A 22,402-nucleotide genomic window follows, 5' to 3' on the forward strand; every position below is an offset into this window, starting at 1 on the left:
CCTTCGAATCGAGGCGATTTTGTAGGTTATTTCCTACACCCTGTTAAAACAAAACCCCCGAATTCATTGGCTCCCAACCGGGTTGTCCACGTTTTTAGAAATTAATATCAATGCGCCACAATCGGCTCGATAACGGCTCTGAAACCCCGTGTTTTCGGCGTGAAGATGACAAAACGGTGTCAGGATGACCGGTGTTGATGTCGGTCTTGCGTGTGATGGGTCAACAGAACGTTGCGATGAAGTCATTAAGGTGTTTCCAGGTTTTTCAGACCGTTCGAAACGACCGTTCGTCGGGACCACGGCACGTCTCCGAACGGCTACCAGACCAATGTGTATCCACAACAGAAAGGGATTCACATCATGATCATGAAAAAACTGACGGCTCTGACCCTTGCCAGCCTGATGGCTATCGCAACCGGCTCTGCATTCGCAGGATCGACAGGCCCCACCAACCCGGTCGACACCAACTCCAACACCACCGGCCCGCGTAATGGCAGCGCCGGCCCGAACACTGACGGCACTCCAAAAGCCGGCAACAGTTCTACCCCAGGCACCAAAGGGATGGGCAGCTCGGACGGTAATGGCGCCGCTGGCCAGGGCGGCGGCATGAGCAATGGTAGCGGCATGGGCGGCAGTGGCGGTGGCGCGGGCGGCACCGGCGGGTCCAGCGGCAGCAAATAAAGGGCAGCGAGCCGCCAGCCTTGAGTCGCAAGCTGTGAGCCTCAAACCGTGCGCGGTGTTGCGACTGTCTATGAGCAGTCTTGAATCACAGTGAGGGGGAGCGAGATGATTCGCTCCCCCGCCGTTTCTGACAGCCGCTCAGCACCTTACCTCTCCCAACGCATTGGCCTCCCGCTCAATCCTCCGATTGGCCACTGGCATTTACGCCGTCCCCCACTAATATGGCTCCGTTGAAAGACGATATCGTTTGTGACGGAGACATTCGCATGACCCTGGAAACCTGCAACACCGTTCGGATTCACGCCGCTCATGGCCGCTCTCAAGAACTGGGCGAGTATTTGGCCGGTGTCGTCAAAAACCTCCCTTCCGTGTCCGGCTGCCTGAGCAGCACCCTCAACCGCGACGAAGCAGACCAGGATCTGTGGATCATCGACGTGCGCTGGCCGTCCTGCGAAGTCATGGCCGCCCACTTCGCCAAACCGAGCAATGAAGGCTTGAACGGTTTGCTGAGCAACTGTTTCGTGCGTCAGGTGGCGTTTGAGAGCGACGCTGAACATTGCAACTTTCCGACAAGTCGTTGAGCGTTCGGACAGGTGATTCCCCTTGAACAAACACTTTAACGACCCCGCTTAATTGCCTGTTAACTAATCCAATCGTCAGAAAAACGGCCTGTGGAGGGGCTGATTGCGCGCGGAAAGTGGCGAACTCAAAAACCCGGATTACGCTTCTGCTCTTGCAGGCAAGTGGACGCTATCGCACGCACGCCGTGATAGCACGTTGCCTCAGGAACTTGAGAGGTCATGCCATTATGAGAATGCTAAGTCTGAGCTTGATCGCACTGGCGGTTTCAGCGGGATATGTCCAATCGGTGGAAGCCGCCGAGGCGTTTGTCAGTGACCAGGCCGATGCCAAGGGCTTCGTCGAGGACGCCAAACTCAACGTGCTGTTGCGCAACTATTACTTCAACCGGGATGGCAAAAGCGGTGCCGGGGATCGTCGGGACTGGTCCCAGGCGGCCATGGCCAACTTCAGCTCTGGTTTCACGCCCGGCACGGTCGGTTTCGGCGTCGATGCCTACGGCTGGTACGGCCTGAAACTCGACGGCGGCGCGGGCCACTCCGGCACGGGCAATATTCCGGTCGACAGCAGCGGCAACCCAGAAGACGAATTCGCCACCGCTGGCGGTGCAATCAAAGCGCGCATCTCCAAGACCGAACTCAAGTGGGGCACGATGCAGCCTACCGCGCCGGTTTTCGCGGCAGGCGGCACCCGGCTGTTCCCGCAGACCGCCACCGGTTTCAGCCTGCAAAGCAGCGAACTGCAAGGGCTTGACCTTGAAGGTGGTCACTTCACCGCAGGCAACGGGCCGCAGCACACCAGCTCCAGCGGCGAGCTGTACGCCAGTTATGCCGGGGTGACCACGAGCAGCGTCGATTTCGTCGGTGGCAAGTACGCGATCAACGACAGCTTGTCCGTTCAGTTATACGGTTCCGAATTCGAAGACGTCTGGCGTCAGTACTACGCCAACGCCAACTATGTGCTGGCGATGCCGAGCGATCAGTCGGTGACCTTCGACTTCAACATCTACCGCACCAACGACGAAGGTCAGGCCAAAGCCGGTGAAATCAACAACACCACCTGGTCGCTGGCGGCCGCCTACAGTTTTCTGGCGGGGCACACCTTCACCCTCGCCTACCAGAAAGTCCATGGCGACGAGCCGTTCGACTACGTGTCTTTCGGCGACAACGGCCCTGGCACCACTGGCGACTCGATCTTCCTCGCCAACTCCGTGCAGTACTCGGACTTCAACGGCCCGGGCGAAAAATCGTGGCAAGCCCGGTATGACCTGTCGATGGCGACGTATGGCGTGCCCGGCTTAAGCTTCATGGCGCGTTACATCAACGGCCGCGACATCGACGGCACCAAAATGGCCGCCGACAGCCCCTACCGCGCCTATGGCTATGGTGAGGACGGCAAACACCACGAAACCAACCTGGAAGCCAAATACGTGATTCAGGACGGCCCGGCGAAGGATCTGTCGTTCCGCATCCGCCAAGCCTGGCATCGCGGCAATGCCGATCAAGCCGAGGGGGATCAGAACGAATTTCGCCTGATCGTCGACTACCCCATTTCTGTCCTCTAAAACGGGGCGCTGCAATTGGCCCCCTGATCTTTCCCCGGATTGGCAGTGTGACCGATGGCACGCGAGGCTTAGCGTGTCACCTGTCACCCCTTTTCGGAGCACCGTTCATGAAACTGCTGGCCACCACCCTCTCCTGCCTCGCGTTCTCCCTGTCGCTGTCCTTCACCGCGCAAGCCCACGACGACACACACGAAAAAATCACAATCCTGGAAAATCACCCGATGCTCAACGCGCCGGGCAAAAAGGCCATGGCCCTGACCGTCGATTACACGCCCGGCCAGGCTTCCATTCCCCATAGCCACACCGGCAGCGCCATTGCCTATGTGCTCGAAGGCGAAGTCGTTTCACGGGTCAACGACGGCAAGGCAACCACCTACAAGGCAGGGCAAACCTGGTACGAACCCGCTGGATCGAAACATTACGAATCGCGCAACGCCAGTGCCACACAACCGGCGAAATTGCTGGTGTTCATCCTGCTGGACGAAAACGGCGAGGTGCTGACGCCACTGCCGCAGTAACCTCGACGTCGACCCTCGCGGCGCTCTGGCACACCGCGCCGCCGGTCAGCGCCCCATCACGCAGCACTCAATTTTTTCGGTCAACTGTCGATAAGCCATCAGTAGAGCCCGAACACCGGGCCGGACTTGATGAACGAAAGGCACAGGCATGTACGACATTTATCTGCTGGTAGAACACGGCCGCGACCAGGGCGAAGTTTCCGTTTTGGGCTGGTTCGATGACGAGCGAGCGGCCAAAGACACGGCAGAAGCGATGGAATGGAAGGCCTACCGCGAAGAATCGAAGCGTCTGCATCAATGGTCCAGCCAGCCGCTGCTGCCTCCGGACCAGACCTCCCATCGCCGATTCTGGGTGAAAGGGATTTCGAAGTTTACCCACACACCCGCGCCACGCTCTTGGGCGGTGCATTGAGCTCGCGCTTGAATGACACGGCACCGGACCGCATGCCGTGCTCAACCCTGCCGTGGCTCTGGTGGCAGCGTTGTAGATGACTCCACGCCTGCAATGGGCTGCCAGTCGTTCAATGGGGTCAGGAAGTGAAGCTCGAACCGCCTGGACACGAACGCCCATTTCCCTGCCCGGCGTTCGAACCGGTCGTGATAGAGCCCGCTGACTTGCACCGGGCCTTTGTCGATGTCATGAAACAGGCAGTCCGCGGCGACGGTGCCTGTGGCACTGTCGCCTGCGATCTCGATCAGAGGATTGGCCATCCAGTGGTGCATATGGGGCATCTGGCGCCAGCTGTTTTCAGCCATGGCGAGGATGCCGTCACGGCCCGTCGCGGTGCCGAACCCCGGTAGATCGAGGCTGGCGTCGAGGTGCCAGATGTCCTTCAAGAGCCTCGCATCGATGCGGTCGAATGCGTTCGAGTAAGCGCTGATGAGTCGATCGATCGCGGCGCGGCTTTCCAGTGCGTCGAGTCGAGCGCTCAGGGTTTCGATGTCCATGGTGTTCTCCTGTGGGGCGTGAATGCCCCTGATTGATCCACGTGCCCCGTTGCTTCAAACGCGTTAGCGAAAGGTACGCAGCAACTTCAGATTTGCGACAAACCACCGTCGACCATCAATTCCACACCGTTCACGTAACGGGCATCGTCAGAGGCTAGAAACAGTGCGGCACTGGCGATTTCTTCCGGCTGTGCCATGTAGCCCAATGGGGTGATTTGCTCGACGTATTGTCGGAGGGCGGCAATGTCGCTTTCGCTCATTTTCAGCCCGTTGTCCATCAGCGGCGTACGGGTGAAGCCGGGGCTCAACACATTCGCGCGAATCTTTCGGTCCTTGAGCTCGTTGGCCCACGTGCGTGCAAACGAGCGAACGGCGGCCTTGGAGGCGTTGTACAGGCTCAGGCCTTCCATGCCGTTGCTGGAGCAGATCGAGGCGGTCAAGACAATGGAAGAGCCGTCCTTCATCAACGGCAAAAGCGTCTGAACACTGAAGAAAACCCCTTTGACGTTCACATCGAACATTGAGTAATAAGCGGTCTCGCTGGTCGCTCCCACCGGGTTTTTCTCACAGATACCGGCGTTCGCAAACACAACGTCCACCTGGTCGTCTCGCGCCTCGATGGTTGCCTTGAGTGCGTCGAGATCCGTCTGGCGTGAGACATCGGATATCACTGCGATGGCCTTGGGGCCCAGCCTGGACACTGCGGCCTCAAGCGTCCGCGCTGAACGCCCCGTGACGTAAACGCGTTTGGCGCCCTCGGCGATCAAGGCGTGCGCGATGGAAAAGCCGATCCCGGTGGAAGCGCCGGTCACGACGGCGACCTGATCGCTGAACTTACCTGACATGTCTGACTCCTGAGTCGTGAATAAACGGTCGTTTGGAACGACACGCCCATGGTGAACATCCCTGAAGCGGAGCGGCACTGCCACGAATGAACGACGGCCGTGCAGTTTTGTAAGGCGCAAAAACGGCGAGTGATCCTCAAAATCGGCGGCAATCGGCTTGACCCGAGTCGGCGAAAAACCTGCTCGACCGAGCCTGTTTTTCAATCGACGTCTCTCGTTCGCCGTAAACCTGAGTGGCCACACAGGATGCCTGTCATGTCTCAAATTGAAACCGAAGTGTCCGAGCCACGGCGCTGGGTGATGTTCGCCATCTTGCTCGTCGGCGCATTTCTGCCCCCCCTGGACTTTTTCATCGTGAATGTCGCGCTGCCCTCGATACAGGGAGATCTGGGTACAGGGTCCTCCGCCGAGCAGCTCGTGATCTCTTCCTATGCAACGCTCTACGCCGTGACGCTGATTACCGGCGGTCGACTCGGCGATCTGTACGGTCGCGGGCGGATGTTCTTTCTTGGCCTGCTGGGCTTCGCTGCCGCATCCCTGATGTGCGGCCTTGCGACGTCGCCCTGGGTCCTCATCCTCGGACGCGCCTTGCAAGGCGTCACTGCTGCCGTGATGGCGCCTCAGGCACTTACTTCGGTACAGGCCATTTTCCCGGCGTCGGAAAGGCCATTGGCATTGAGCTTGTATGGAGCGGTGTTTGGACTGGCGTCTGTGATCGGTCAAGCACTGGGCGGCGTTTTGATTGCGGTCGACGTGTTGGGCATGGGGTGGCGGGCGATTTTCCTGGTCAACCTGCCGATCGCTTTGCTGGTCATTGCGTTCGGTATCCCTCTGCTCAAGGAAACCCGCGCCCGGCACGCCAGCAAGCTGGACCTGGTGGGCACAGCATTGTCGATGTTGAGCCTGACCGCCCTGGTCGTGCCGTTGATTGAAGGCCGTGAGGCGGGGTGGCCCCTGTGGGCATGGTTGTCGCTCGCCGCCGCTGCCGTGCTGGCAGTCGTGTTCTGGCGTTACGAAAGCCGGCTGCACCGTGCTGGCGGAACCCCCATCCTCGCGCCCGCCGCCCTGAAAGCACCCGGCCTGGGCCGCGCGTTACTGGTCGCGCTGTGCTTCTATGCCATCGGGGTATTTTTCCTGCTGTTCTCGATGTACATGCAAGGTGCGCTGCGAATGACCGCGCTGCAGGCCGGCCTGATTTTCCTGCCATTTGGCGCAGGATTCCTGCTGGGCCCCCTGTCGGTCCCTCAACTCAGACGCGTCCTTGGCGGCTACGTGAATCCCGTGGGCATGGCACTGGAAGTGGTGGGGTTTCTATGGCTGGGCTGGCTCGTTTCAGTGACGCCACCTGCCCTCGCCCCGCCGCTCACGTCGCTGGCCACCATTCTTTTCTTGATTGGCTTTGGACAAGGGCTGGCCTTGCCGACCTTGATGCGCATGGTGACTAGCCGAGTCGCACCGGCGTATTCCGGGATGATTGCGGGCATCACCAGCGCCACGTTGCAGATCAGCACATCGCTGAGCGTCGCACTGATCGGCGGCGTTTTTTATACCTTGCTGGGGGACCAGACAACTGCGGCCAGCATCACTCATGCGTTTACGATTTCCGTGCTGTGCATCGCGGCTTGCCTGGCGGTCGGTGCTGCGGTGAGCCTGACCCTGGCGCGGGAGTCGACCCTGGCATCGGAGGTGTCAGGGGTTCGCTCGTCCTGAAGGGCATGGACGCTCTAACTCGAGCCGATCATGCTCGACGCAAGGTCGGCCAGCGCTCGCAGGCGGTCCATCTGGCGCATGTCCTGGTGATACCCCATCCAGATGTCCCTACCCGGCGGGGGCTCATGCTCATCCAGCAGTCGCAGTCCCGGCACCGAATCGCCCAGGACGCGTGGCAATACGGCAATCCCATGGCCCATCGCGCACATCTGCGCCTGGACGGTCCGGCTGCTGCTGGTGAACACGGTGCGCGCCTGCGGATAGCGCTGCTGAAGCCAGAGCACGTCCGGGTAGTGAGCCTGGGCGACGCTCATGAGGATCAGGCCCACACCTTCGCCCTCCGGATGGGGCGCCGGCGCATGCACAGCGGCATAGAGTCCGTATGGCAAGGTTGTCAACTTGCGGTGCACGACGTCGGGTTCGGTGAAGGGCACGATGCGGAATGCGATGTCGGCATCCCGCCGGGCAAGGTCGAACAGTCGATGCCCTGCGATGACTTCTGGAACGATCAATGGATACCGACGCACCAGTTCGCTCAGGACCGGTGACAATACATGACAGGCGAACCAGTCGGCCGATGAGATACGCAACAGCCCTTCCGGCTGATCGCTGTCCCCTGCCAGACGACGTTCGATGGCCAGGGCGCTGTGTTCCATGTCCTGCGCCAGACCGAGAATCCGCTCACCGCTGTCGGTGAGCACCAGCCCCTGCGCAGTTCGCAGAAAAAATGGCTGCCCACTGATTTGCTCAAGCACCTGCAACCGACGCCCGACCGTCGGATGACTGACCCCCAACTGCCGGGCAGCGCCACCCAGCGAGCCGCTGCGGGCAATCGCCAGGAAGATCCGCATGTCGCTCCAGTCCATGCTCCACCTCGTACATAAATGAACGACGAGGTTGCAACAACGGCACGCCGGCAGCAATCCCCCGCGCCAAAGCCGAGCGGCTCACGTTGCCTCCCGATAATCCCCCGGCAACGCCCCAAACCGGTCGCGGTACACCTCGCTCAACCAGTCGATAAACACCCGCACCCTCGGCGACAGATGCCGGTGGTGCGGGTACATCGCTGACACTGACAGGCCCGGGCTTTGGCAATCACGCAAGACCTCGACCAGTCGCCCATCATTCAACGCCTCCTCAATGTGGTAACGCGGCACCTGAATCAAGCCGCATCCGCGCAGTGCACACACCACGTAGCTTTCCGCGTCGTTGACCGCCATCCAGCCGTCGAGGTTGAACGGGCGGATCTGGCCGTCGATGATCAGCTCCAGAGGGAAACTCGAGGTCCCGGTGCTGGAGAAGAATTTGACGACCTGTTGGGTCGCCAGGTCGTCCGGCGTCTGGGGAGTGCCGAACCGCTTCAGGTAGTCGGGGCTGGCGCAGATGATTTGTGGCATCACGGCCAGCGGTCGAGCGACCAGCGTCGAGTCGCGAGGGGTGCCAGCGCGCACGACGCAATCCACTCCTTCCTGGACCAGATCGACCAGCCGGTCTCCCCCGCTGGCGGTCAGTTCGATGCCAGGGTAGCGCGCTCTGAACTCGTCGATTCTCGGCAGCACGATTTTGGTGGCGTGGGTGCCATGCATGTCCACCCGCAACATGCCTTGCGGGTTCGAAGCGACGTGGCGCAGGGATGACTCGGCGTCGTCCAGTTCGCTCAGCACAAACACGCAGCGCTCGTAGAACGCCTGCCCGTCAACGGTCGGGCGCACGTGTCGCGTGGTGCGTTCCAGCAAGCGGATGCCCAGCCTGTTCTCAAGTGCCTTGATCGCATGGGTCGCGGTCGCACGGGGGATGTTCAGCACAGCCGCCGCCCGGCTGAAACTGCTCAGCTCGACGATGCGGGTGAACAGCTGAAGCGAGTCGAAACGGTCCATGCATTGTTGTCCCCCGCTGAATAGTGTTGCCAATCTATACGTATTTATCCGGCAACAGCAAACAAGCATCATCGGCATCACAGGACGCTCATGCCCACCCACTCGAATGACTGGAGTTCTTCATGACCGACAAGATCGTGCAAACCGCCATCGTCACCGGCGGTTCCCGTGGCATCGGCCAAGCCATCGCCACTCGCCTGGCCGCCGATGGGTTCGCCGTGGTGGTCAACTTCACCCACAACGCCGCCAAGGCGCAGGAAACGGTCGCGACCATCGAGGCGGCAGGCGGAAAAGCCATCGCAGTGCAGGCCGACGTCGGTCAGCCGGACGAAGTCGCCGCCTTGTTCCGCGCCGCCAAAGACGCATTCGGCAGGATCGATGTCGTGGTCAACAGCGCTGGCGTCATGCCGATGGCGAACATCAGCGAAGCCAGCCTGGCGGACTTTGACAAGGTGATCGCAACCAACTTGCGTGGCGCGTTTCTGGTGCTGGCGCAGGCTGCCGCTCATGTCGAAGACGGCGGCCGCATCATCGCGTTGTCCACCAGCGTGATCGCCAAATCGTTCCCGGCCTACGGTCCGTACATCGCCTCCAAGGCCGGTGTCGAAGGGTTGGTCCATGTGCTGGCGAACGAGCTGCGCGGCCGTCGCATCACCGTCAACGCCGTTGCCCCTGGGCCTGTCGGCACCGATCTGTTCCTTGATGGCAAAACCCCGGAGCAGATTCAGCACATCGCGCAACTGGCACCGCTCGAACGCCTTGGCACACCGGAAGACATCGCCAATGCGGTGGCCTTTCTGGCAGGCCCGGACGGCGGCTGGATCAATTCGCAAGTGCTGCGCGCCAACGGCGGCTTCGCCTGAGACATTCGCCTGAGACCGACGACTCCATGAGGAATGCCCCCGTGACAGAAGCGATCAGCATCATCGAGGTTCACACCCGACACCTTGCCGCCTCGTCGTGCGCGTCGCAGCTCTCGTCGCTCGCGGCCCTCATGCTTGATACGCCGGGGTGCATCACCTATCAGGCCCTGCACAACCCTGGACGAAGCGGTCTCTGGATCATCACTGGCCTTTGGGAATCCACGCAGGCCATGGAACGCCACTTCCACCACCCTGCCCTCGGCGAACTGATCAACCTGCTGGGCGCAGAGTCGGTGAGCAAGGTCACCGCCAGTTCATTTCCATCCTCCGCAACAGCAAGGAGTTGTGACCATGGACACCTCGACACCTGAAAACCGGTCGCGCCGCCGGAATGAGCGCCTCGGCCCGAAACGCCTGCTGATTCCATCGTTGGCGCCGCTCTACGCACGCGCCGAGCCGCTCATGTACGCGCTTTTGCGTGCAAGCTTCGGGGTGATCCTGTTCACCCACGGCCTGCCGAAAGCCCTCGGTATCTCCCATGGTTCCATGGCCGACCCGATGGCGGGTTCGATCAACTAGATGGAGAACGTGCTGGGGCTGCCATTCGCCCATGAACTGGCGTTCCTTGTCATGCTGCTGGAAACGCTGGGCGCCATCATGCTCGCTGTCGGCTGGTGGACTCGACCGGTGGCGCTGATCGTGGCGATGGAAATGGTGGGCATCAGCTTTGCGTTGGGGCCAACCTGGCCATGGGTCGATCGGGGCATCGAATACCCGGTGTTGATGGCATTTCTCGCGCTTTACATGGCCGTGCGAGGGGGTGGAGGGTTTTCAATGGATCGCCGATGATCCGCCTTCGTCTGCGAAATTGCCGACGCCCCACTCCGCAATGGAACCATTGTCATCGCGGCGCACTCGTTCGATGACTCGAGTCGCGGACCGTGCACCGCCTCGAAGGCTCTGGAAAGGCACATTCAGCGGCCTTCTCCCACTGTCGGCACGGCCTTTTGGCCTTCTTTCAAAACCGCCCCGCTGAAAACGGGCTCCCAAAAAATGCGGCCAGAGCGCTTCGGCCTGCCGTTTCTCAGTCGTGCAACCCGCGTGCAGCGGGCAGCAGCCCCCGAAACTTCCTGTACCGCGCCTGCAAAACGGGTTGTGCCGATGGCATGGGCTGATACCGCGCCTTGATCGGCAGACCTTGCCGTGGCAGATCGGCCCCCTGCCCGATCGCCATGAACCCCAGTTTCGCGGCCCCGATGCACGCGCTCAGTTCGCTGCCCTGCAAGGTGAAGACTTCCCGATCCAAAATATTGGCCAGCAACTGCGCCCAGTATTCGCTGCGCGCGCCACCGCCCACCAGCGCGAAGGCGTTGACCGATGCGCCTGCCGACAGCGCGGCGTTCATTGCATCCAGCAACCCGAAACCGACGCCTTCCAGCACCGCGTAACCGAGCATCGCGGGCGTACTGTCGTGACCCAGGTTCATGAAACCGCCCCGCAGCAACGGGTCGTTGTATGGCGTGCGCTCACCTGCCAGGTACGGCAAGAACAGCGGTGCGTTTTCGGCGACAGGCTGGTCCACTGGCAGGGCTGTCTGCACCAGCGTCAGCAGCGTTTGTTCGTCCGGCTGACCGAGCAAGCGTGTCACCCAGCGCAGACAACTGGCGCCCGCGAGCATCGCGCCCATGGTGTACCAGCGGTTCGGCAGCGCATGGCAGAAACTGTGCACGGCGCTCGGTGGATGACCCGCTGCGTGATCGGTGATCGCGACGATGGCGGCGCTGGTGCCGAGGGTGACGAACGCATCCCCGGCGTTGACGGCGCCGATGCCCACCGCCGAAACCGGGTTGTCCCCGCCCCCGGCCGCTACGGGCAGGCTCACGGGGAGTTCAAGCTGCCGGGCCGCTTCAGTCGTCAGGTGGCCCGACAGTTGATCGGCTTCCAGCAGGCGCGGCATCTGCGCTAGGGTCAAGCCGGTAGCATGGAGCATCGGCGCGTACCATTCGCGCCTGGCCACGTCGAGCCAGAGAGTGCCCGCCGCATCCGACATGTCGCTGACCCGCTCGCCGGTCAACAGCAATCGCAGGTAATCCTTGGGCGACAAGACGCAGTGGATGCGGGCGAACAACGCGGGCTCGTGCTGCTTGAGCCACAGCAGCTTCGGCGCCGTCAGCCCGGCCATCGACAGGCTGCCGGTCGCTTCGGCGTAATCGGGAAAGTCGCGGTTCAATTGCTCGGCTTGCGCCATCGCTCGGGAATCGTCCCAGAGGATGGCGGGATAAAGCACCTCGCTTGCCTGATCGAGTAAGACCGCGCCGTGCATCTGCCCCGACAGTCCAATGCATTCGACGCGCTTCCACGCCTCGGGTTGTTCGGCGCGCAGTTGATCCAGCGCGGTCACGCAGGCCTGCCACCAATCGGCAGGATTTTGCTCCGACCAGCCGGATTGGCGGCGCGACACGCTGATGCGCGCCCCCGCCTGCCCCAGCACGTCACCCTCGGCGCTCATCAGCACGGCCTTGAGTTCCGAAGTGCCCAGATCGATGCCCAGAGAAACAGCATGACTCATCGTTGTTCAGTTCCTGTCAGCGAAAGAGGCTCAAGGGCATCCACATGAGTTTCGGATGCGTAACGTCGCGGCCAATCGCTCCGAGCCTCGTCGGCCCTCCGGGTTGTCGATGCGTTGCAGCAGCAATTGAACGGCGCGCTCGCCCAAGGCTTGCACCGGCTGCGCAATGACACTCAAACGTGGCAGGAAAAAATCCGCCCAGTCGAAATCGTCAAAACCCACCAACGCCATCTGCTCTGGCACCGCAATCTTCGCATCCCGCAACGCGTGCATGGCGCCGATGGTCATCAGGTTGTTGGCGGCCATGATCGCCGTCGGCGGCGTGGCCAGAACCAGCAATCCCGCAGCCGCCTTGCGCGCTGACTCGCTGTTGGATTCGCCATTCACCAGCAGCGTCTCGTCGAACGCAAGACCGGCATCTTCCAGCGCCAGGCGATAACCGTCGATGCGTTCCTCGGTGGTGCTCAAGCCGCGATGGCCGGCGATCATGGCAATGCGAGTGTGACCGTGGCCGAGCAGGTGCGTGACCAGTTCGCGGGTCGAATCGCGGTTCTCCACGCCGACCTGATCGAAGCCGTCTGCCGCGAGCCGATCCACCAGCACCGTGGGGATGGCATTGGCCTGGAGATAGGCCAGCGCCGCCTGTTCGGGATCGCTGGAGGGGGCCAGGAGGATGCCGTCCACCCGCCGATGGTGCAGCGCCCTGACCACGCGCAATTCCTGCGCGGGATCGTCGTGGGTGTCAACGAACAGCATCATGATGCCGTGGCGCGCACACTCGGTTTCGATCGCGTGAACGGTCTCGCTGAAGTAGTGGTTGGACAGCGCCGAAATCGCCACGCCGATGGTGTTGGTGCGCGAACGGGCCAGCGAGCGCGCGAGGGTATTGGGGATGTAGCCCAACTCCCGCACTGCCTGCTGCACCGCCTCCACCGTTTCCGGGCTGACCTTGCGCGTGCCGTTCAGCACGTGAGACACCGTCGATGTCGACACCCGCGCCCGTCGCGCCACGTCCTCCATTTTGACCACTGCGTTCACTCCCTCCGCTTTCCGTTTCAGCGCTTGCTCGACCAGCCAGTGTACGAACCGACGTTGTCACGGGTGATCAGCTTCGGCGTCAGTTGCGTGACGGCTTCGGCCGGTTTCTTGTCGTTGAGCAGGTCATTGCCGATGACCACGGCTTGCTGCGCCATGGCCCACGGGTCCTGGCTCGCGGAGGCCTGAATCGACGACTCGGATTTCAGTGCGTGCTCGATGTCCGGCGCGCCGTCCACCGAGGTGATGACGATGCCGCTGCGTTTGAGCTGACGGGCCGCGAGGTCGCTGCCGATGGCTTGCGGGTCGTTGATTGCAAACAGGCCGTCGATTTTCGGGAAGCGCGTGAGGTAGCCCTGCATCGCGTTCAAGCCGCCGTCGCGGGAGCCTTTGGCGTCCTGATCGTCGGACAGCACCTTGATGTCAGGCGCCGCAGCGAAGGCGGATTTGCAACCGGTCACGCGATCGGTCACGGCGGTCACTTGCGGGCCGTTTTCAATGATCACGTTGCCCTTGCCCGAGAGCTTGTCGACGATGAACTGGCAGGCTAGTTTGCCCGCTTCGACGTTGTCGGTCTGCACCGTGGCGTCCACACCGGTGGCGCTGACGTCAACGGCCACGACTTTGATACCTGCCGCCTGGGCTTTCTTGATCGCCGACGCGATGGCTTTCGGGTCCACGGCGTTGATCAGGATCAGATCCACGCCCGCCGCGATGAAGTTGTCGATCTGCGAGAACTGCTTGCTCAGGTCGTAATCGGCGGACACCGAGGTAACCTTGGCGTTGGGGTTGATCTCCAACGCCTTGGCCTTGGCGCCGTCGGCCAGGGTCACGAAATACGGATTGCCCAGCGAACCGAGGCTGATGCCCACGGATTTCAGTTCGCGGGCCTCGACGCCCTGGGACAATAGCGCCGCCAGGCACAGGGACACGACAGCAGGGAATTTGCGTTTGAAGTTCATGATGCCTCTCTTGTGGTTATTGTCAGAGCCAAGGGATGAAACGCGTACAGCCAGAATGACGAATCAGGTCCGCGCACCGGACTGGCGATAACGATCCAGCGCCACCGCGCCGATGATCACGATGCCTTTGATGATGTATTGCCAGATGTCCGAGACGCCGAGCAGCACCAGGCCGTTGGTTAACACCGCAATGATCAGCGCGCCGATCAACGTCCCGCCGATGGTGCCGACGCCACCGGTGAAACTGGTGCCGCCGAGGATCACTGCCGCAATCGCGTCCAGCTCGTAGGACTGCCCCAGTTGCAGGCCATTGGCAGCGAACAGGCGTGACGCGCTCATCACCGCGCCCAGCCCCGCCAGCGCGCCGGAAACGGCGTAGACGAACAGCAAGACCTTCCAGACCTTGATCCCGGACAACCGCGCCGCCTCGGGATTACCGCCCACGGAATAGATCTGCACGCCCATGACCGTACGCCGCAAAATGAACCAGGAGATCACGATGACGGCCACGGCGATGATCACCAGCCACGGCACGCCGAGCACCGAATCGTTGCCGATGAAGGCAAAGGGCAAATCAGGGTTGAAGACGGTTTTGTCGTCCGCCAGCAACCGCGCCAGACCGCGCATGGCGGTCAGTGCGCCGAGGGTGACGATGAACGGCGGCAGGCGCATGAAGGCGATCAATCCGCCGTTGACCAGCCCGAGCAACAGGCCGAACCCGACCCCGGCGAAAATCCCGAGCATGCCCCATTGCGGCGACATCGAGGCCTGCAACGCCACCACCGCCGACGCCGCGAGAATGGCGCCTACCGACAGGTCTATCCCCGCCGTCAGAATCACGAACGTCATGCCCGCCGCCAACACCACATTCACCGACGCCTGCTGGGTGATGATCGAGAGGTTCTGCAGGGTCATGAAGCTGTCAGTCATCAGCGCGAAGCCGATCAGCAGCAGGATCAACACCGGCAACATGCCGATGGTGCGCATCAGCTCACGCACCCGCTCGCGCTTGCTGATCGCGGCGACGGTGGGCGAGTTCTCCAGAGGCAGACTCATGGCCTGGGTTCCTTCTTGTTGTTATTGAATAGATTGGGCGCATCATCCCGATCGATCTGATCGAACGCCGGCGTCACCTGTAGGAGCGAATTCATTCGCGAGCGGCCAGTACATCCGACACATCTCTGTCGCCTGGCCTACCTTTCGCGAATGAATTCGCTCCTACAGGTTTTGCGTCATCCGCCACCTGTCGCCAGATCAATGATCCGCTCCTGAGAAATCGCTTGCCCCGACGCGCCGCCGACCTCCGCCACCAACTGTCCTTCGCGCATGATCAGCACCCGATCACAGGTACCGATGATTTCTGGCAGCTCGCTTGAAATCACCACGATGCCGACCCCGGCCTTGGCCAGTTCATTGATGATCCGATAAATCTCCGACTTCGACCCGATGTCCACGCCACGGGTCGGTTCGTCGAGAATCAGCACGTGGGGTTTGACCTCCAGCAGTCGCGCCAGCAGCACTTTCTGCTGATTGCCACCGGACAGCGCGCCAACGTTGACCTTGCCCGATGCCACGCGAATCGACAGCGAACGAATCGCTTCCACCGCCCGCTGCGCCCCGCGTCCACGATCCAGCACGCCACCGGCATGGGCATCGGGCACGCAGGCGCAGACGTTGATGTTGTCGCGCACGCTCATGTCGAGAAACAGGCCCTGAGCCTTGCGATCCTCAGTCAGATACACCACGCCCGCACGAATGGCATCGGTGGGATTGCGCAGTTCGGTAACCGGTTTTCCAGTGACTTCCAGCGTGCCCGAGGTGCGCGGGTCGGCGGCAAAAATCAGTCGTGCCAGCTCTGTGCGCCCTGCCCCGACCAACCCGGCGATGCCCAGCACCTCGCCCGCGTGCAGGTCGAAACTGCACGCCTTGACCCGCTTGCCGTCGGCCATGTCGCGGACGCGCATCACCACTTCGCCAGGGTCGTATGCCGCGTGTTCTTTCTTGTAAAACCCGGACAGATCGCGGCCCACCATCATCTTCACCAGCACGTCCGCCGACAGCCCGTCGCGCTGCAACATGCCCACGTACTCGCCGTCGCGCAGCACCGACACGCGATCCGAGAGCTCGTAGATTTCCGCCATGCGATGGCTGATGTAAATGATCGCCAAACCTTGATCCCGCAGCTGTTTGATCAATGCAAACAGCCGATCCGTTTCCCGGGACGACAGCGGCGTGGTCGGCTCGTCCATCACCAGAATCTTCGCGTTGGCGTGCAACGCCCGGGCGATCTCCACCAGTTGGCGCTCGGCAATCGACAACACGCTGACCTTGGTCGAAGGTTTGAAATCCGCACCCAAGCGGATCAGCACCTCGACGCAACCGGCCTCCATCGCCTTGCGATCAATGCTCCAGCCGCGACGCAGTTCACGTCCCAGGTAAATGTTTTCGGCGACGCTGAGGTTCGGGCACAGGCTCAGTTCCTGATAGATCACCGCAATGCCTTGGGCTTTCGCAGTGAGCGGATCGAACGCCGCCAGCGTCTGACCGCCAATGCGGATCTCACCCCCGGCGTCTGCCTGATAAGCCCCCGACAGGATCTTCATCAACGTCGATTTGCCCGCACCGTTCTCGCCCATCAGCGCATGGACTTCACCGGCATAGACTTTCAGGGCGACATTTTTCAGCACGCGCAGGCCGTTGAAGGTCTTGGAAATGGCGTTCATTTCCAGCACGGGCAAAGGATGTTCAGCGAGGACGGCACTCATGGGCGAGTGCCTGAAACAGGGAAAAACGGCGCATAAAGCGCAGGGAAAACACGCGGCAATCCAGCCAAAAAGCTGTTCATGGGTCTCTCCGAGGTTTCTTGTTCTTATCGGCGATCCACCTCGTTTTCGGGTGGCGCTCGGGAATAACGTTGAAACACTCTAGAACAGCTGAATCGTTTCACGCAAGCGCTTGCTTTTTGAGGGTGATGAAAGGCGGGCTGGTTGTGGGTCTCGTCATATCAGCACCCCATACCTTGGCTCTGAATGGCCCTCCAGTTCAAAACAACCCCATCTGCCCCCCAATCAATGTCGCGAAATCCTCCTGCACGAACGGCAATATCGCATCGGCAATCGGCTGCAGCTGTCGGGTGATGTAGTGGTCGTAGTCGATCGGCGCCGTGCGCACTTCCAGCGGTTCCGGCCCGGCCAGGGTGATGACGTAGCTGATCCAGCCCCGGTTCTGGTATTGCAGCGGGCGGCCTTGCTGGCGGTTGTATTCATCGGCCAGGCGGGCGGCGCGGACGTGGGGCGGGACGTTGCGTTCGTAGTCGTCCAGCGGGCGGCGCAGGCGTTTGCGGTAGATCAACTGGTCGTCCAGTTCCCCGGCGAGGGTGCGGCGCACGTAGTCGCGCAGGTAGTCCTCGAACGGGCGGTTGTTGAAGATGCGCAGGTAGAGTTCTTTCTGGAAGGTCTGGGCCAGCGGCGACCAGTCGGTGCGCACCACTTCCAGCCCTTTGTAGACCATTTCGTCTTCGCCATTCGCGCGGGTGACCAGCCCGGCGTAACGCTTTTTGCTGCCCTCTTCCGCACCGCGAATGGTCGGCATCAGGAAGCGTTTGAAGTGGGTTTCGAATTGCAATTCGAGGGCGCTTTCCAGCCCGTACTCCGCCTGCAAATGCTCGCGCCACCAATCGTTGACACCCTTGACCAGCGCGTTGCCGATCTGCGCCGCTTCTTCCTGACCGTGACGTCGCTTGAGCCAGACGAAGGTCGAGTCGGTGTCGCCGTAGATCACCTCGTAGCCTTGGGCTTCGATGAGTTCGCGGGTCCGGCGCATGATCTGATGGCCGCGCATCGTGATGGACGACGCAAGCCGGGTGTCGAAGAAGCGGCAGCCGCTGGAACCGAGCACACCGTAGAAAGCGTTCATGATGATTTTCAGGGCTTGGGACAGCGGCGCGTTGCGCTCGCGTTTGGCGACCTCGCGGCCCTCGGCAACCCGGGCGACGATGGCTGGCAGGCAATGCCGGGTGCGGGAAAAACGCCCGCCGCGAAAGCCTTCCACGGACTCGCTGTCATCGGGGTGTTTCAGGCCTTCGATCAGGCCCACCGGGTCGATGAGAAAACTGCGAATGATCGACGGGTACAGGCTCTTGTAGTCCAGCACCAGCACCGACTCGTACAGGCCGGGGCGAGAATCCATGACGAACCCGCCGGGGCTGGCTTCGGGCATGCGTTCACCGAGGTTGGGCGCGACGAAACCCTGCCGGTGCATCAACGGCATGTACAGATGCTCGAACGCCGCCACTGAACCGCCGCTGCGGTCGGCAGGCAAACCGGTGACCGTGGCGCGTTCGAGCAGGAACGTCAGCAGCTCGGTCTTCGCGAAAATCCGCGTCACCAGTTCGCAATCCTTGAGGTTGTAGCGCGCCAGTGCGGGCTTGTCCTCGGCGAACATCCGGTTGATTTCGTCCATGCGCTGGTAAGGCGTGTCGATGGCCTTGCCCTCGCCCAGCAGGGTCTGCGACACGTTTTCCAGGCTGAACGACGGGAAACTCCAGGTCGCCGAGCGTAGCCCCTCGATCCCGTCGATGATCAGACGCCCCGCTGCCGAGGCGAAAAAATGACTGTTGCGCGCGCCGTGTTCACGCCAGCCCATGGCCTCGCCGTCACGCCCCAGACGCAGCGGCACGTTGAGGCGACGGGAGTGTTCGTGCAGCACACGAAGGTCGAATTGCACGACGTTCCAGCCGATGATCGCGTCGGGATCGTGCAAGGCCATCCAGTCGTTGAGCCGTTCCAGCAACTGCGCGCGACTGTCGCAATAATCGAGTTTGAAATCGACGATGGCATCATCGCCATTGGGCGGGCCAAGCATGTACACCTGCCGCTCGCCACAGCCTTCCAGTCCGATGGAATACAGCTCTCCGCGCTCGGTGGTTTCGATGTCCAGAGACACCAGTTTCAGGCGCGGGCGATAGTGAGGATCGGGTTTGAGTTGCGCGTTCTGCCAGATACCGTCGGCATCCGGGGTGCCGCTGAACTGCACCGGCGCGGTGATGAAACGCTCCATCAGGTAGCGCTCGGGCGGACGGATGTCGGCTTCGTAGACGTCGACACTGGCCTGACGCAGCGCTTTCTCCAACCCCATCAATTGGCGATGGTGCCGGGTATAAAGCCCCAACACCGGACGGTGGCGAAAATCGCAGAGCTGCAATGGCTTGAGCTCGACGCCCTGTTCCTGCCGCAACACCGCCTCGGCCCGAGCCCGATGCTGTTCCGGAATGAACGCCGTGGAAGTTTGAAGAGGCAAGCGCAAGTGACGCGGGCCGTCGTCAGTGGCCAACCAGACGTCCACCTCTGTCCCCGCGTCCGTGTCGCGCCAATGCCGGGTCAGGACAAAGCCCTGCTGTAAATCCACCGCTGCAACCTCGAAAACTCACGTACCGAGGTGGGATTCTACGGGGATCGGTGTGGGAAAGCGCGTCGTCTGCGCCACCCAGCGCTCCCCCCTCAACGCTTATCCACTCATTCGAGGGGAACAATGCCGAACCACGGGTGATCAGACCCTACGAGACTCGCACATCATCTGAGGGATCCAGCATGCTCGTTCGACGCACCTCCCTGGCGACCGCCGTAGCCGCCTCGCTGCTTTGCTCCATGGCCTTCGCGGCCGACCTGCCCCCCGATCAACTGCTGAAAAAAGCCGAAGCTGAACAGAAGCCTTACCTGGCCACCGTCAAGCAATTGGTGGACATCGACACCGGCACCGGCCAGGCGCCGGGGCTGAAAACCGTCAGCGCGGTCTTGGTGGACCGGCTCACGGCGCTGGGTGCGACGGTCGAGACGACCCCGGCCACCCCGTCTGCCGGGGACAACATCGTCGGCACGATCAAAGGCACGGGCAGCAAGACCTTTCTGCTAATGATTCACTACGACACCGTGTTCGGGCCGGGCACGGCGGCCAAGCGACCCTTCCGCATCGATGGCGACCGCGCCTACGGTCCGGGCGTGGCGGATGCCAAGGGTGGCGTGGCAATGGTCCTGCACACGCTGAAACTGCTGCAAGATCAAAAATTCCAAGGCTTCGGCACGATCACTGTGCTCTTCAACCCCGATGAAGAAACCGGCTCCGCAGGCTCGAAAAAGCTGATCGCCGACCTCGCGCGCAAGCACGACTACGTGTTCTCGTACGAGCCGCCGGACAAGGACGCCGTGACCGTCGCCACCAACGGCATCAACGGGGTGTTCGTCGACGTCAAGGGCAAGTCGTCCCACGCAGGATCGGCGCCTGAAGCGGGGCGTAACGCCGCGATGGAGTTGGCCCATCAGCTGGTTCAACTGAAGGACCTGGGCGACCCGGCCAAGGGCACCACCGTGAACTGGACGCTGATCAAAGGTGGAGAAAAGCGCAACATTATTCCTTCCAGCGCCTCGGCCGAGGGTGACATGCGTTATTCGGACCTGAGCGAATCGGACCGGGTGCAGGCCGACGGTGAGCGCATCGTGAAAGACAGGCTGATCGACGGGACCGAGGTCACCTTCCGCCTCGAAAAAGGCCGTCCGCCTCTGGTGAAAAACCCCGCCAGCGAAGACCTCGCCCGCACCGCGCAAACGCTGTACGGCAAGATTGGTCGTACCATTGAACCCATTGCCATGCGCTTTGGCACCGACGCCGGTTACGCCTACGTCCCGGACAACCAGAAGCCTGCCGTGCTGGAGACCTTGGGCGTCGTCGGCGCCGGGCTACATGCGGATGACGAATATTCGGACCTGACCAGCATCGCCCCGAGGCTGTACCTGTCGGCGGCGATGATCATGACGTTGTCGGCGGAGAAATAAGGTCTGCCTGATGCAACCGAGGTAGCCGGTCTTGCTGCCGGTTCCCGGCAGATCGCAGGCAAGGTGGGGCGCCACCCCGGCAGCTCCTACACCTTCGGCAGAAGCTGGGCACGACGCGGCCATGGCTTCTGCTTCTGGCCGGAGGCCGTGGGAGCAAGCTTGCTCGCGATCTGTCGCGAAGCGACAGCAAACCCTGTGCACACGGTCTGCCTGACACACCTCGCCAGACGAAAACAACATCAATCCCTGCCCGTTCCACCCAAAACTCCCAGCACAGCCGCCACGATCCGCTCCACATCCCCGTCATCAATGATCAACGGCGGCAGCAACCGAATGGTCTGGCCCCGCGTCACGTTGATCAACACCCCATATTCCTGCGCCGCCATCAGGCACAGATCCCGCACCGGCGCCTTCAACTCGATCCCCACCATCAACCCCAATCCACGCACCTGCACCACGTTCGGATGCCCGGCCAAAGCATCGCGCAGCAGGGTCAGCAGCCGTTCGCCCTGCCCGGCCGCGTTGTTCAACAGGCCTTCGCGTTCGATGATGTCCAGCACCGTGCAGCCGACCCGGCACGCCAGCGGGTTGCCGCCGAAGGTGCTGCCGTGGCTGCCGGGTGTGAACAGCCGGGCCACGGCCGTGGTGGCAAGGCAGGCGCCAATCGGGACGCCATTGCCCAGCGCTTTAGCCAGTGTCACGACGTCCGGAACGATGCCGTCGTGCTGGTACGCGAACCAGCGCCCGGTGCGCCCGATACCGGTCTGGATTTCGTCGAGGATCATCAGCCAGGCGTTCTGCGTGCAATGGGCGCGCACGGCTTTCAAATACCCTGGCGGCGGCACCGCCACGCCGCCCTCGCCCTGCACCGGCTCCAGCATCACTGCGACGATCCGTTCACCATAGGTTGCGGCGGCCTGTTTGATCGCGCCCATGTCGCCGAACGGCACCTTGATGAATTCCCCGGACATCGGCTGATACCCCAGCCGCGCCGCACCGTTGTCACTGGCCGATAAGGTCCCAAGCGTGCGGCCGTGAAACGCGTTGTCCATCACCAGCACCAGCGGCTGTTCGATGCCCTTGGCCCAGCCATGCAGCCGCGCCAGCTTGAGCGCGGTTTCATTGGCTTCAGCGCCGGAATTGTTGAAGAACCCCTGATCCAGACCGGATAGCTGAGTCAGTCTGGCCGCCAGTTGCTGCTGCCAGTCGATGCGGTAATGGTTGGAGGTGTGCAGCAGTAAACCCGCCTGCTCGGTGATGGCCGCGACGATCTGGGGATGGCTATGGCCGACATTGGTCACGGCGACGCCCGCCACGGCATCGAGGTACTGGCGACCGGTGTCGTCCCAGAGTTGCGCGCCCTCGCCTCTGAGGAAACTCAAGGGCATCGATTTGTACGTGTTCATCAGGCAGGCGGCGGTCAT

General features: G+C 61.9%; 22 protein-coding genes. 11 read left to right on the forward strand and 11 right to left on the reverse strand.

Annotation, left to right across the window (positions count from 1 at the left end):
- Positions 1–360: 360 nt before the first annotated feature.
- The 5 genes from ACIQAL_RS06820 (at position 361) to ACIQAL_RS06840 (ending at position 3,754) form a co-directional block, all read left to right on the forward strand.
- A complete protein-coding gene (locus ACIQAL_RS06820) occupies positions 361–681 on the forward strand; it encodes a hypothetical protein (RefSeq protein WP_306167752.1) in 321 nt (106 codons plus the stop codon).
- Between the two features lie 266 nt (positions 682–947).
- Positions 948–1,262, forward strand: coding sequence for a putative quinol monooxygenase (locus ACIQAL_RS06825; protein ID WP_401143926.1), 315 nt, complete (start codon positions 948–950; stop codon positions 1,260–1,262).
- A 227-nt stretch (positions 1,263–1,489) separates the two neighbouring features.
- Positions 1,490–2,824: an OprD family porin gene (locus ACIQAL_RS06830; RefSeq protein ID WP_401143928.1), complete on the forward strand. Its 1,335-nt coding sequence runs from the start codon at positions 1,490–1,492 to the stop codon at positions 2,822–2,824.
- A gap of 107 nt (positions 2,825–2,931) precedes the next feature.
- Positions 2,932–3,342 carry a cupin domain-containing protein gene (locus tag ACIQAL_RS06835; protein WP_401143930.1) on the forward strand — a complete coding sequence of 137 codons (411 nt, stop codon included), beginning with the start codon at positions 2,932–2,934 and terminating at the stop codon, positions 3,340–3,342.
- Positions 3,343–3,490: 148 nt separating this feature from the next.
- On the forward strand, positions 3,491–3,754 hold the full coding sequence (locus ACIQAL_RS06840) for a hypothetical protein (RefSeq protein WP_401143932.1): 264 nt from the start codon (positions 3,491–3,493) through the stop codon (positions 3,752–3,754).
- Between the two features lie 41 nt (positions 3,755–3,795).
- Here the strand turns inward: ACIQAL_RS06840 and ACIQAL_RS06845 are convergent, their stop codons facing one another.
- Both ACIQAL_RS06845 and ACIQAL_RS06850 read right to left on the reverse strand, forming a co-directional pair.
- Positions 3,796–4,290, reverse strand: a complete 495-nt coding sequence (locus ACIQAL_RS06845) for a nuclear transport factor 2 family protein (protein WP_401143933.1) — start codon at positions 4,288–4,290, stop codon at positions 3,796–3,798.
- 86 nt (positions 4,291–4,376) lie between these two features.
- Positions 4,377–5,135, reverse strand: coding sequence for an SDR family NAD(P)-dependent oxidoreductase (locus ACIQAL_RS06850; RefSeq protein ID WP_401143935.1), 759 nt, complete (start codon positions 5,133–5,135; stop codon positions 4,377–4,379).
- A 255-nt stretch (positions 5,136–5,390) separates the two neighbouring features.
- On the opposite strand from ACIQAL_RS06850, the gene ACIQAL_RS06855 reads away from it, so the two are divergent.
- Positions 5,391–6,845: an MFS transporter gene (locus tag ACIQAL_RS06855; protein WP_401143937.1), complete on the forward strand. Its 1,455-nt coding sequence runs from the start codon at positions 5,391–5,393 to the stop codon at positions 6,843–6,845.
- 14 nt (positions 6,846–6,859) lie between these two features.
- Here ACIQAL_RS06855 and ACIQAL_RS06860 read toward each other — a convergent pair whose 3' ends face one another.
- Both ACIQAL_RS06860 and ACIQAL_RS06865 read right to left on the reverse strand, forming a co-directional pair.
- Entirely contained in the window at positions 6,860–7,711 is an 852-nt protein-coding gene (locus ACIQAL_RS06860; RefSeq protein ID WP_401143939.1) for a LysR family transcriptional regulator, read from the reverse strand.
- A gap of 81 nt (positions 7,712–7,792) precedes the next feature.
- Positions 7,793–8,722 (reverse strand): LysR family transcriptional regulator, encoded by a 930-nt coding sequence (locus ACIQAL_RS06865; RefSeq protein WP_401143941.1) that lies wholly within the window; start codon positions 8,720–8,722, stop codon positions 7,793–7,795.
- Between the two features lie 122 nt (positions 8,723–8,844).
- Between ACIQAL_RS06865 and ACIQAL_RS06870 the strand changes: the two genes are divergently transcribed.
- From ACIQAL_RS06870 to ACIQAL_RS06885, 4 genes are read left to right on the forward strand one after another with little or no spacing between them, the layout of a single operon-like run.
- Complete coding sequence (locus ACIQAL_RS06870; protein ID WP_401143943.1) at positions 8,845–9,585, forward strand: SDR family oxidoreductase; 741 nt, start codon at positions 8,845–8,847, stop codon at positions 9,583–9,585.
- A 41-nt stretch (positions 9,586–9,626) separates the two neighbouring features.
- On the forward strand, positions 9,627–9,956 hold the full coding sequence (locus ACIQAL_RS06875; RefSeq protein ID WP_401143945.1) for an antibiotic biosynthesis monooxygenase family protein: 330 nt from the start codon (positions 9,627–9,629) through the stop codon (positions 9,954–9,956).
- The gene (locus tag ACIQAL_RS06880; RefSeq protein ID WP_401143947.1) at positions 9,937–10,164 is read left to right on the forward strand and encodes a hypothetical protein; all 228 of its coding nucleotides are present in this window, start codon (positions 9,937–9,939) and stop codon (positions 10,162–10,164) included. The genes ACIQAL_RS06875 and ACIQAL_RS06880 overlap by 20 nt, the downstream gene beginning before the upstream one ends.
- A complete protein-coding gene (locus ACIQAL_RS06885; protein WP_401143949.1) occupies positions 10,165–10,434 on the forward strand; it encodes a DoxX family protein in 270 nt (89 codons plus the stop codon). It begins immediately after the preceding gene.
- A gap of 235 nt (positions 10,435–10,669) precedes the next feature.
- On the opposite strand, the gene xylB is transcribed toward ACIQAL_RS06885, so the two are convergent.
- The 6 genes from xylB to ACIQAL_RS06915 all read right to left on the reverse strand — a co-directional run bounded on the left by xylB (position 10,670) and on the right by ACIQAL_RS06915 (position 19,557).
- Complete coding sequence (gene xylB / locus ACIQAL_RS06890; RefSeq protein ID WP_401143950.1) at positions 10,670–12,154, reverse strand: xylulokinase; 1,485 nt, start codon at positions 12,152–12,154, stop codon at positions 10,670–10,672.
- Between the two features lie 30 nt (positions 12,155–12,184).
- Entirely contained in the window at positions 12,185–13,183 is a 999-nt protein-coding gene (locus ACIQAL_RS06895; RefSeq protein WP_401143952.1) for a LacI family DNA-binding transcriptional regulator, read from the reverse strand.
- 26 nt (positions 13,184–13,209) lie between these two features.
- A complete protein-coding gene (locus ACIQAL_RS06900; protein WP_341964013.1) occupies positions 13,210–14,151 on the reverse strand; it encodes an ABC transporter substrate-binding protein in 942 nt (313 codons plus the stop codon).
- Between the two features lie 63 nt (positions 14,152–14,214).
- Positions 14,215–15,207, reverse strand: coding sequence for an ABC transporter permease subunit (locus ACIQAL_RS06905; RefSeq protein ID WP_166595227.1), 993 nt, complete (start codon positions 15,205–15,207; stop codon positions 14,215–14,217).
- 176 nt (positions 15,208–15,383) lie between these two features.
- Positions 15,384–16,916 carry a sugar ABC transporter ATP-binding protein gene (locus ACIQAL_RS06910; RefSeq protein ID WP_401143955.1) on the reverse strand — a complete coding sequence of 511 codons (1,533 nt, stop codon included), beginning with the start codon at positions 16,914–16,916 and terminating at the stop codon, positions 15,384–15,386.
- A 277-nt stretch (positions 16,917–17,193) separates the two neighbouring features.
- Positions 17,194–19,557, reverse strand: coding sequence for a DNA polymerase II (locus ACIQAL_RS06915; RefSeq protein WP_401143957.1), 2,364 nt, complete (start codon positions 19,555–19,557; stop codon positions 17,194–17,196).
- Between the two features lie 182 nt (positions 19,558–19,739).
- Between ACIQAL_RS06915 and ACIQAL_RS06920 the strand changes: the two genes are divergently transcribed.
- A complete protein-coding gene (locus ACIQAL_RS06920; protein ID WP_401143959.1) occupies positions 19,740–20,978 on the forward strand; it encodes a M20/M25/M40 family metallo-hydrolase in 1,239 nt (412 codons plus the stop codon).
- A gap of 239 nt (positions 20,979–21,217) precedes the next feature.
- Here the strand turns inward: ACIQAL_RS06920 and ACIQAL_RS06925 are convergent, their stop codons facing one another.
- Entirely contained in the window at positions 21,218–22,402 is a 1,185-nt protein-coding gene (locus ACIQAL_RS06925; protein WP_401143961.1) for an aspartate aminotransferase family protein, read from the reverse strand.

The sequence above is a fragment of the Pseudomonas sp. NPDC088368 genome (assembly GCF_044753445.1).
Lineage (GTDB): Bacteria > Pseudomonadota > Gammaproteobacteria > Pseudomonadales > Pseudomonadaceae > Aquipseudomonas > Aquipseudomonas bambusae.

Bases quoted from the DNA above. Each gene is read 5' to 3' on its own strand.
- ACIQAL_RS06920 (WP_401143959.1), top strand. From the start codon at position 19,740: ATGCTCGTTCGACGCACCTCCCTGGCGACCGCCGTAGCCGCCTCGCTG.
- ACIQAL_RS06845 (WP_401143933.1), bottom strand. From the start codon at position 4,290: ATGGACATCGAAACCCTGAGCGCTCGACTCGACGCACTGGAAAGCCGC.
- ACIQAL_RS06860 (WP_401143939.1), bottom strand. From the start codon at position 7,711: ATGGACTGGAGCGACATGCGGATCTTCCTGGCGATTGCCCGCAGCGGC.
- ACIQAL_RS06855 (WP_401143937.1), top strand. From the start codon at position 5,391: ATGTCTCAAATTGAAACCGAAGTGTCCGAGCCACGGCGCTGGGTGATG.
- ACIQAL_RS06840 (WP_401143932.1), top strand. From the start codon at position 3,491: ATGTACGACATTTATCTGCTGGTAGAACACGGCCGCGACCAGGGCGAA.
- ACIQAL_RS06885 (WP_401143949.1), top strand. From the start codon at position 10,165: ATGGAGAACGTGCTGGGGCTGCCATTCGCCCATGAACTGGCGTTCCTT.
- ACIQAL_RS06905 (WP_166595227.1), bottom strand. From the start codon at position 15,207: ATGAGTCTGCCTCTGGAGAACTCGCCCACCGTCGCCGCGATCAGCAAG.
- ACIQAL_RS06910 (WP_401143955.1), bottom strand. From the start codon at position 16,916: ATGAGTGCCGTCCTCGCTGAACATCCTTTGCCCGTGCTGGAAATGAAC.
- ACIQAL_RS06820 (WP_306167752.1), top strand. From the start codon at position 361: ATGATCATGAAAAAACTGACGGCTCTGACCCTTGCCAGCCTGATGGCT.
- ACIQAL_RS06865 (WP_401143941.1), bottom strand. From the start codon at position 8,722: ATGGACCGTTTCGACTCGCTTCAGCTGTTCACCCGCATCGTCGAGCTG.
- ACIQAL_RS06835 (WP_401143930.1), top strand. From the start codon at position 2,932: ATGAAACTGCTGGCCACCACCCTCTCCTGCCTCGCGTTCTCCCTGTCG.
- ACIQAL_RS06900 (WP_341964013.1), bottom strand. From the start codon at position 14,151: ATGAACTTCAAACGCAAATTCCCTGCTGTCGTGTCCCTGTGCCTGGCG.
- ACIQAL_RS06825 (WP_401143926.1), top strand. From the start codon at position 948: ATGACCCTGGAAACCTGCAACACCGTTCGGATTCACGCCGCTCATGGC.
- ACIQAL_RS06880 (WP_401143947.1), top strand. From the start codon at position 9,937: ATGGACACCTCGACACCTGAAAACCGGTCGCGCCGCCGGAATGAGCGC.
- xylB (WP_401143950.1), bottom strand. From the start codon at position 12,154: ATGAGTCATGCTGTTTCTCTGGGCATCGATCTGGGCACTTCGGAACTC.
- ACIQAL_RS06850 (WP_401143935.1), bottom strand. From the start codon at position 5,135: ATGTCAGGTAAGTTCAGCGATCAGGTCGCCGTCGTGACCGGCGCTTCC.
- ACIQAL_RS06925 (WP_401143961.1), bottom strand. From the start codon at position 22,402: ATGACCGCCGCCTGCCTGATGAACACGTACAAATCGATGCCCTTGAGT.
- ACIQAL_RS06830 (WP_401143928.1), top strand. From the start codon at position 1,490: ATGAGAATGCTAAGTCTGAGCTTGATCGCACTGGCGGTTTCAGCGGGA.
- ACIQAL_RS06870 (WP_401143943.1), top strand. From the start codon at position 8,845: ATGACCGACAAGATCGTGCAAACCGCCATCGTCACCGGCGGTTCCCGT.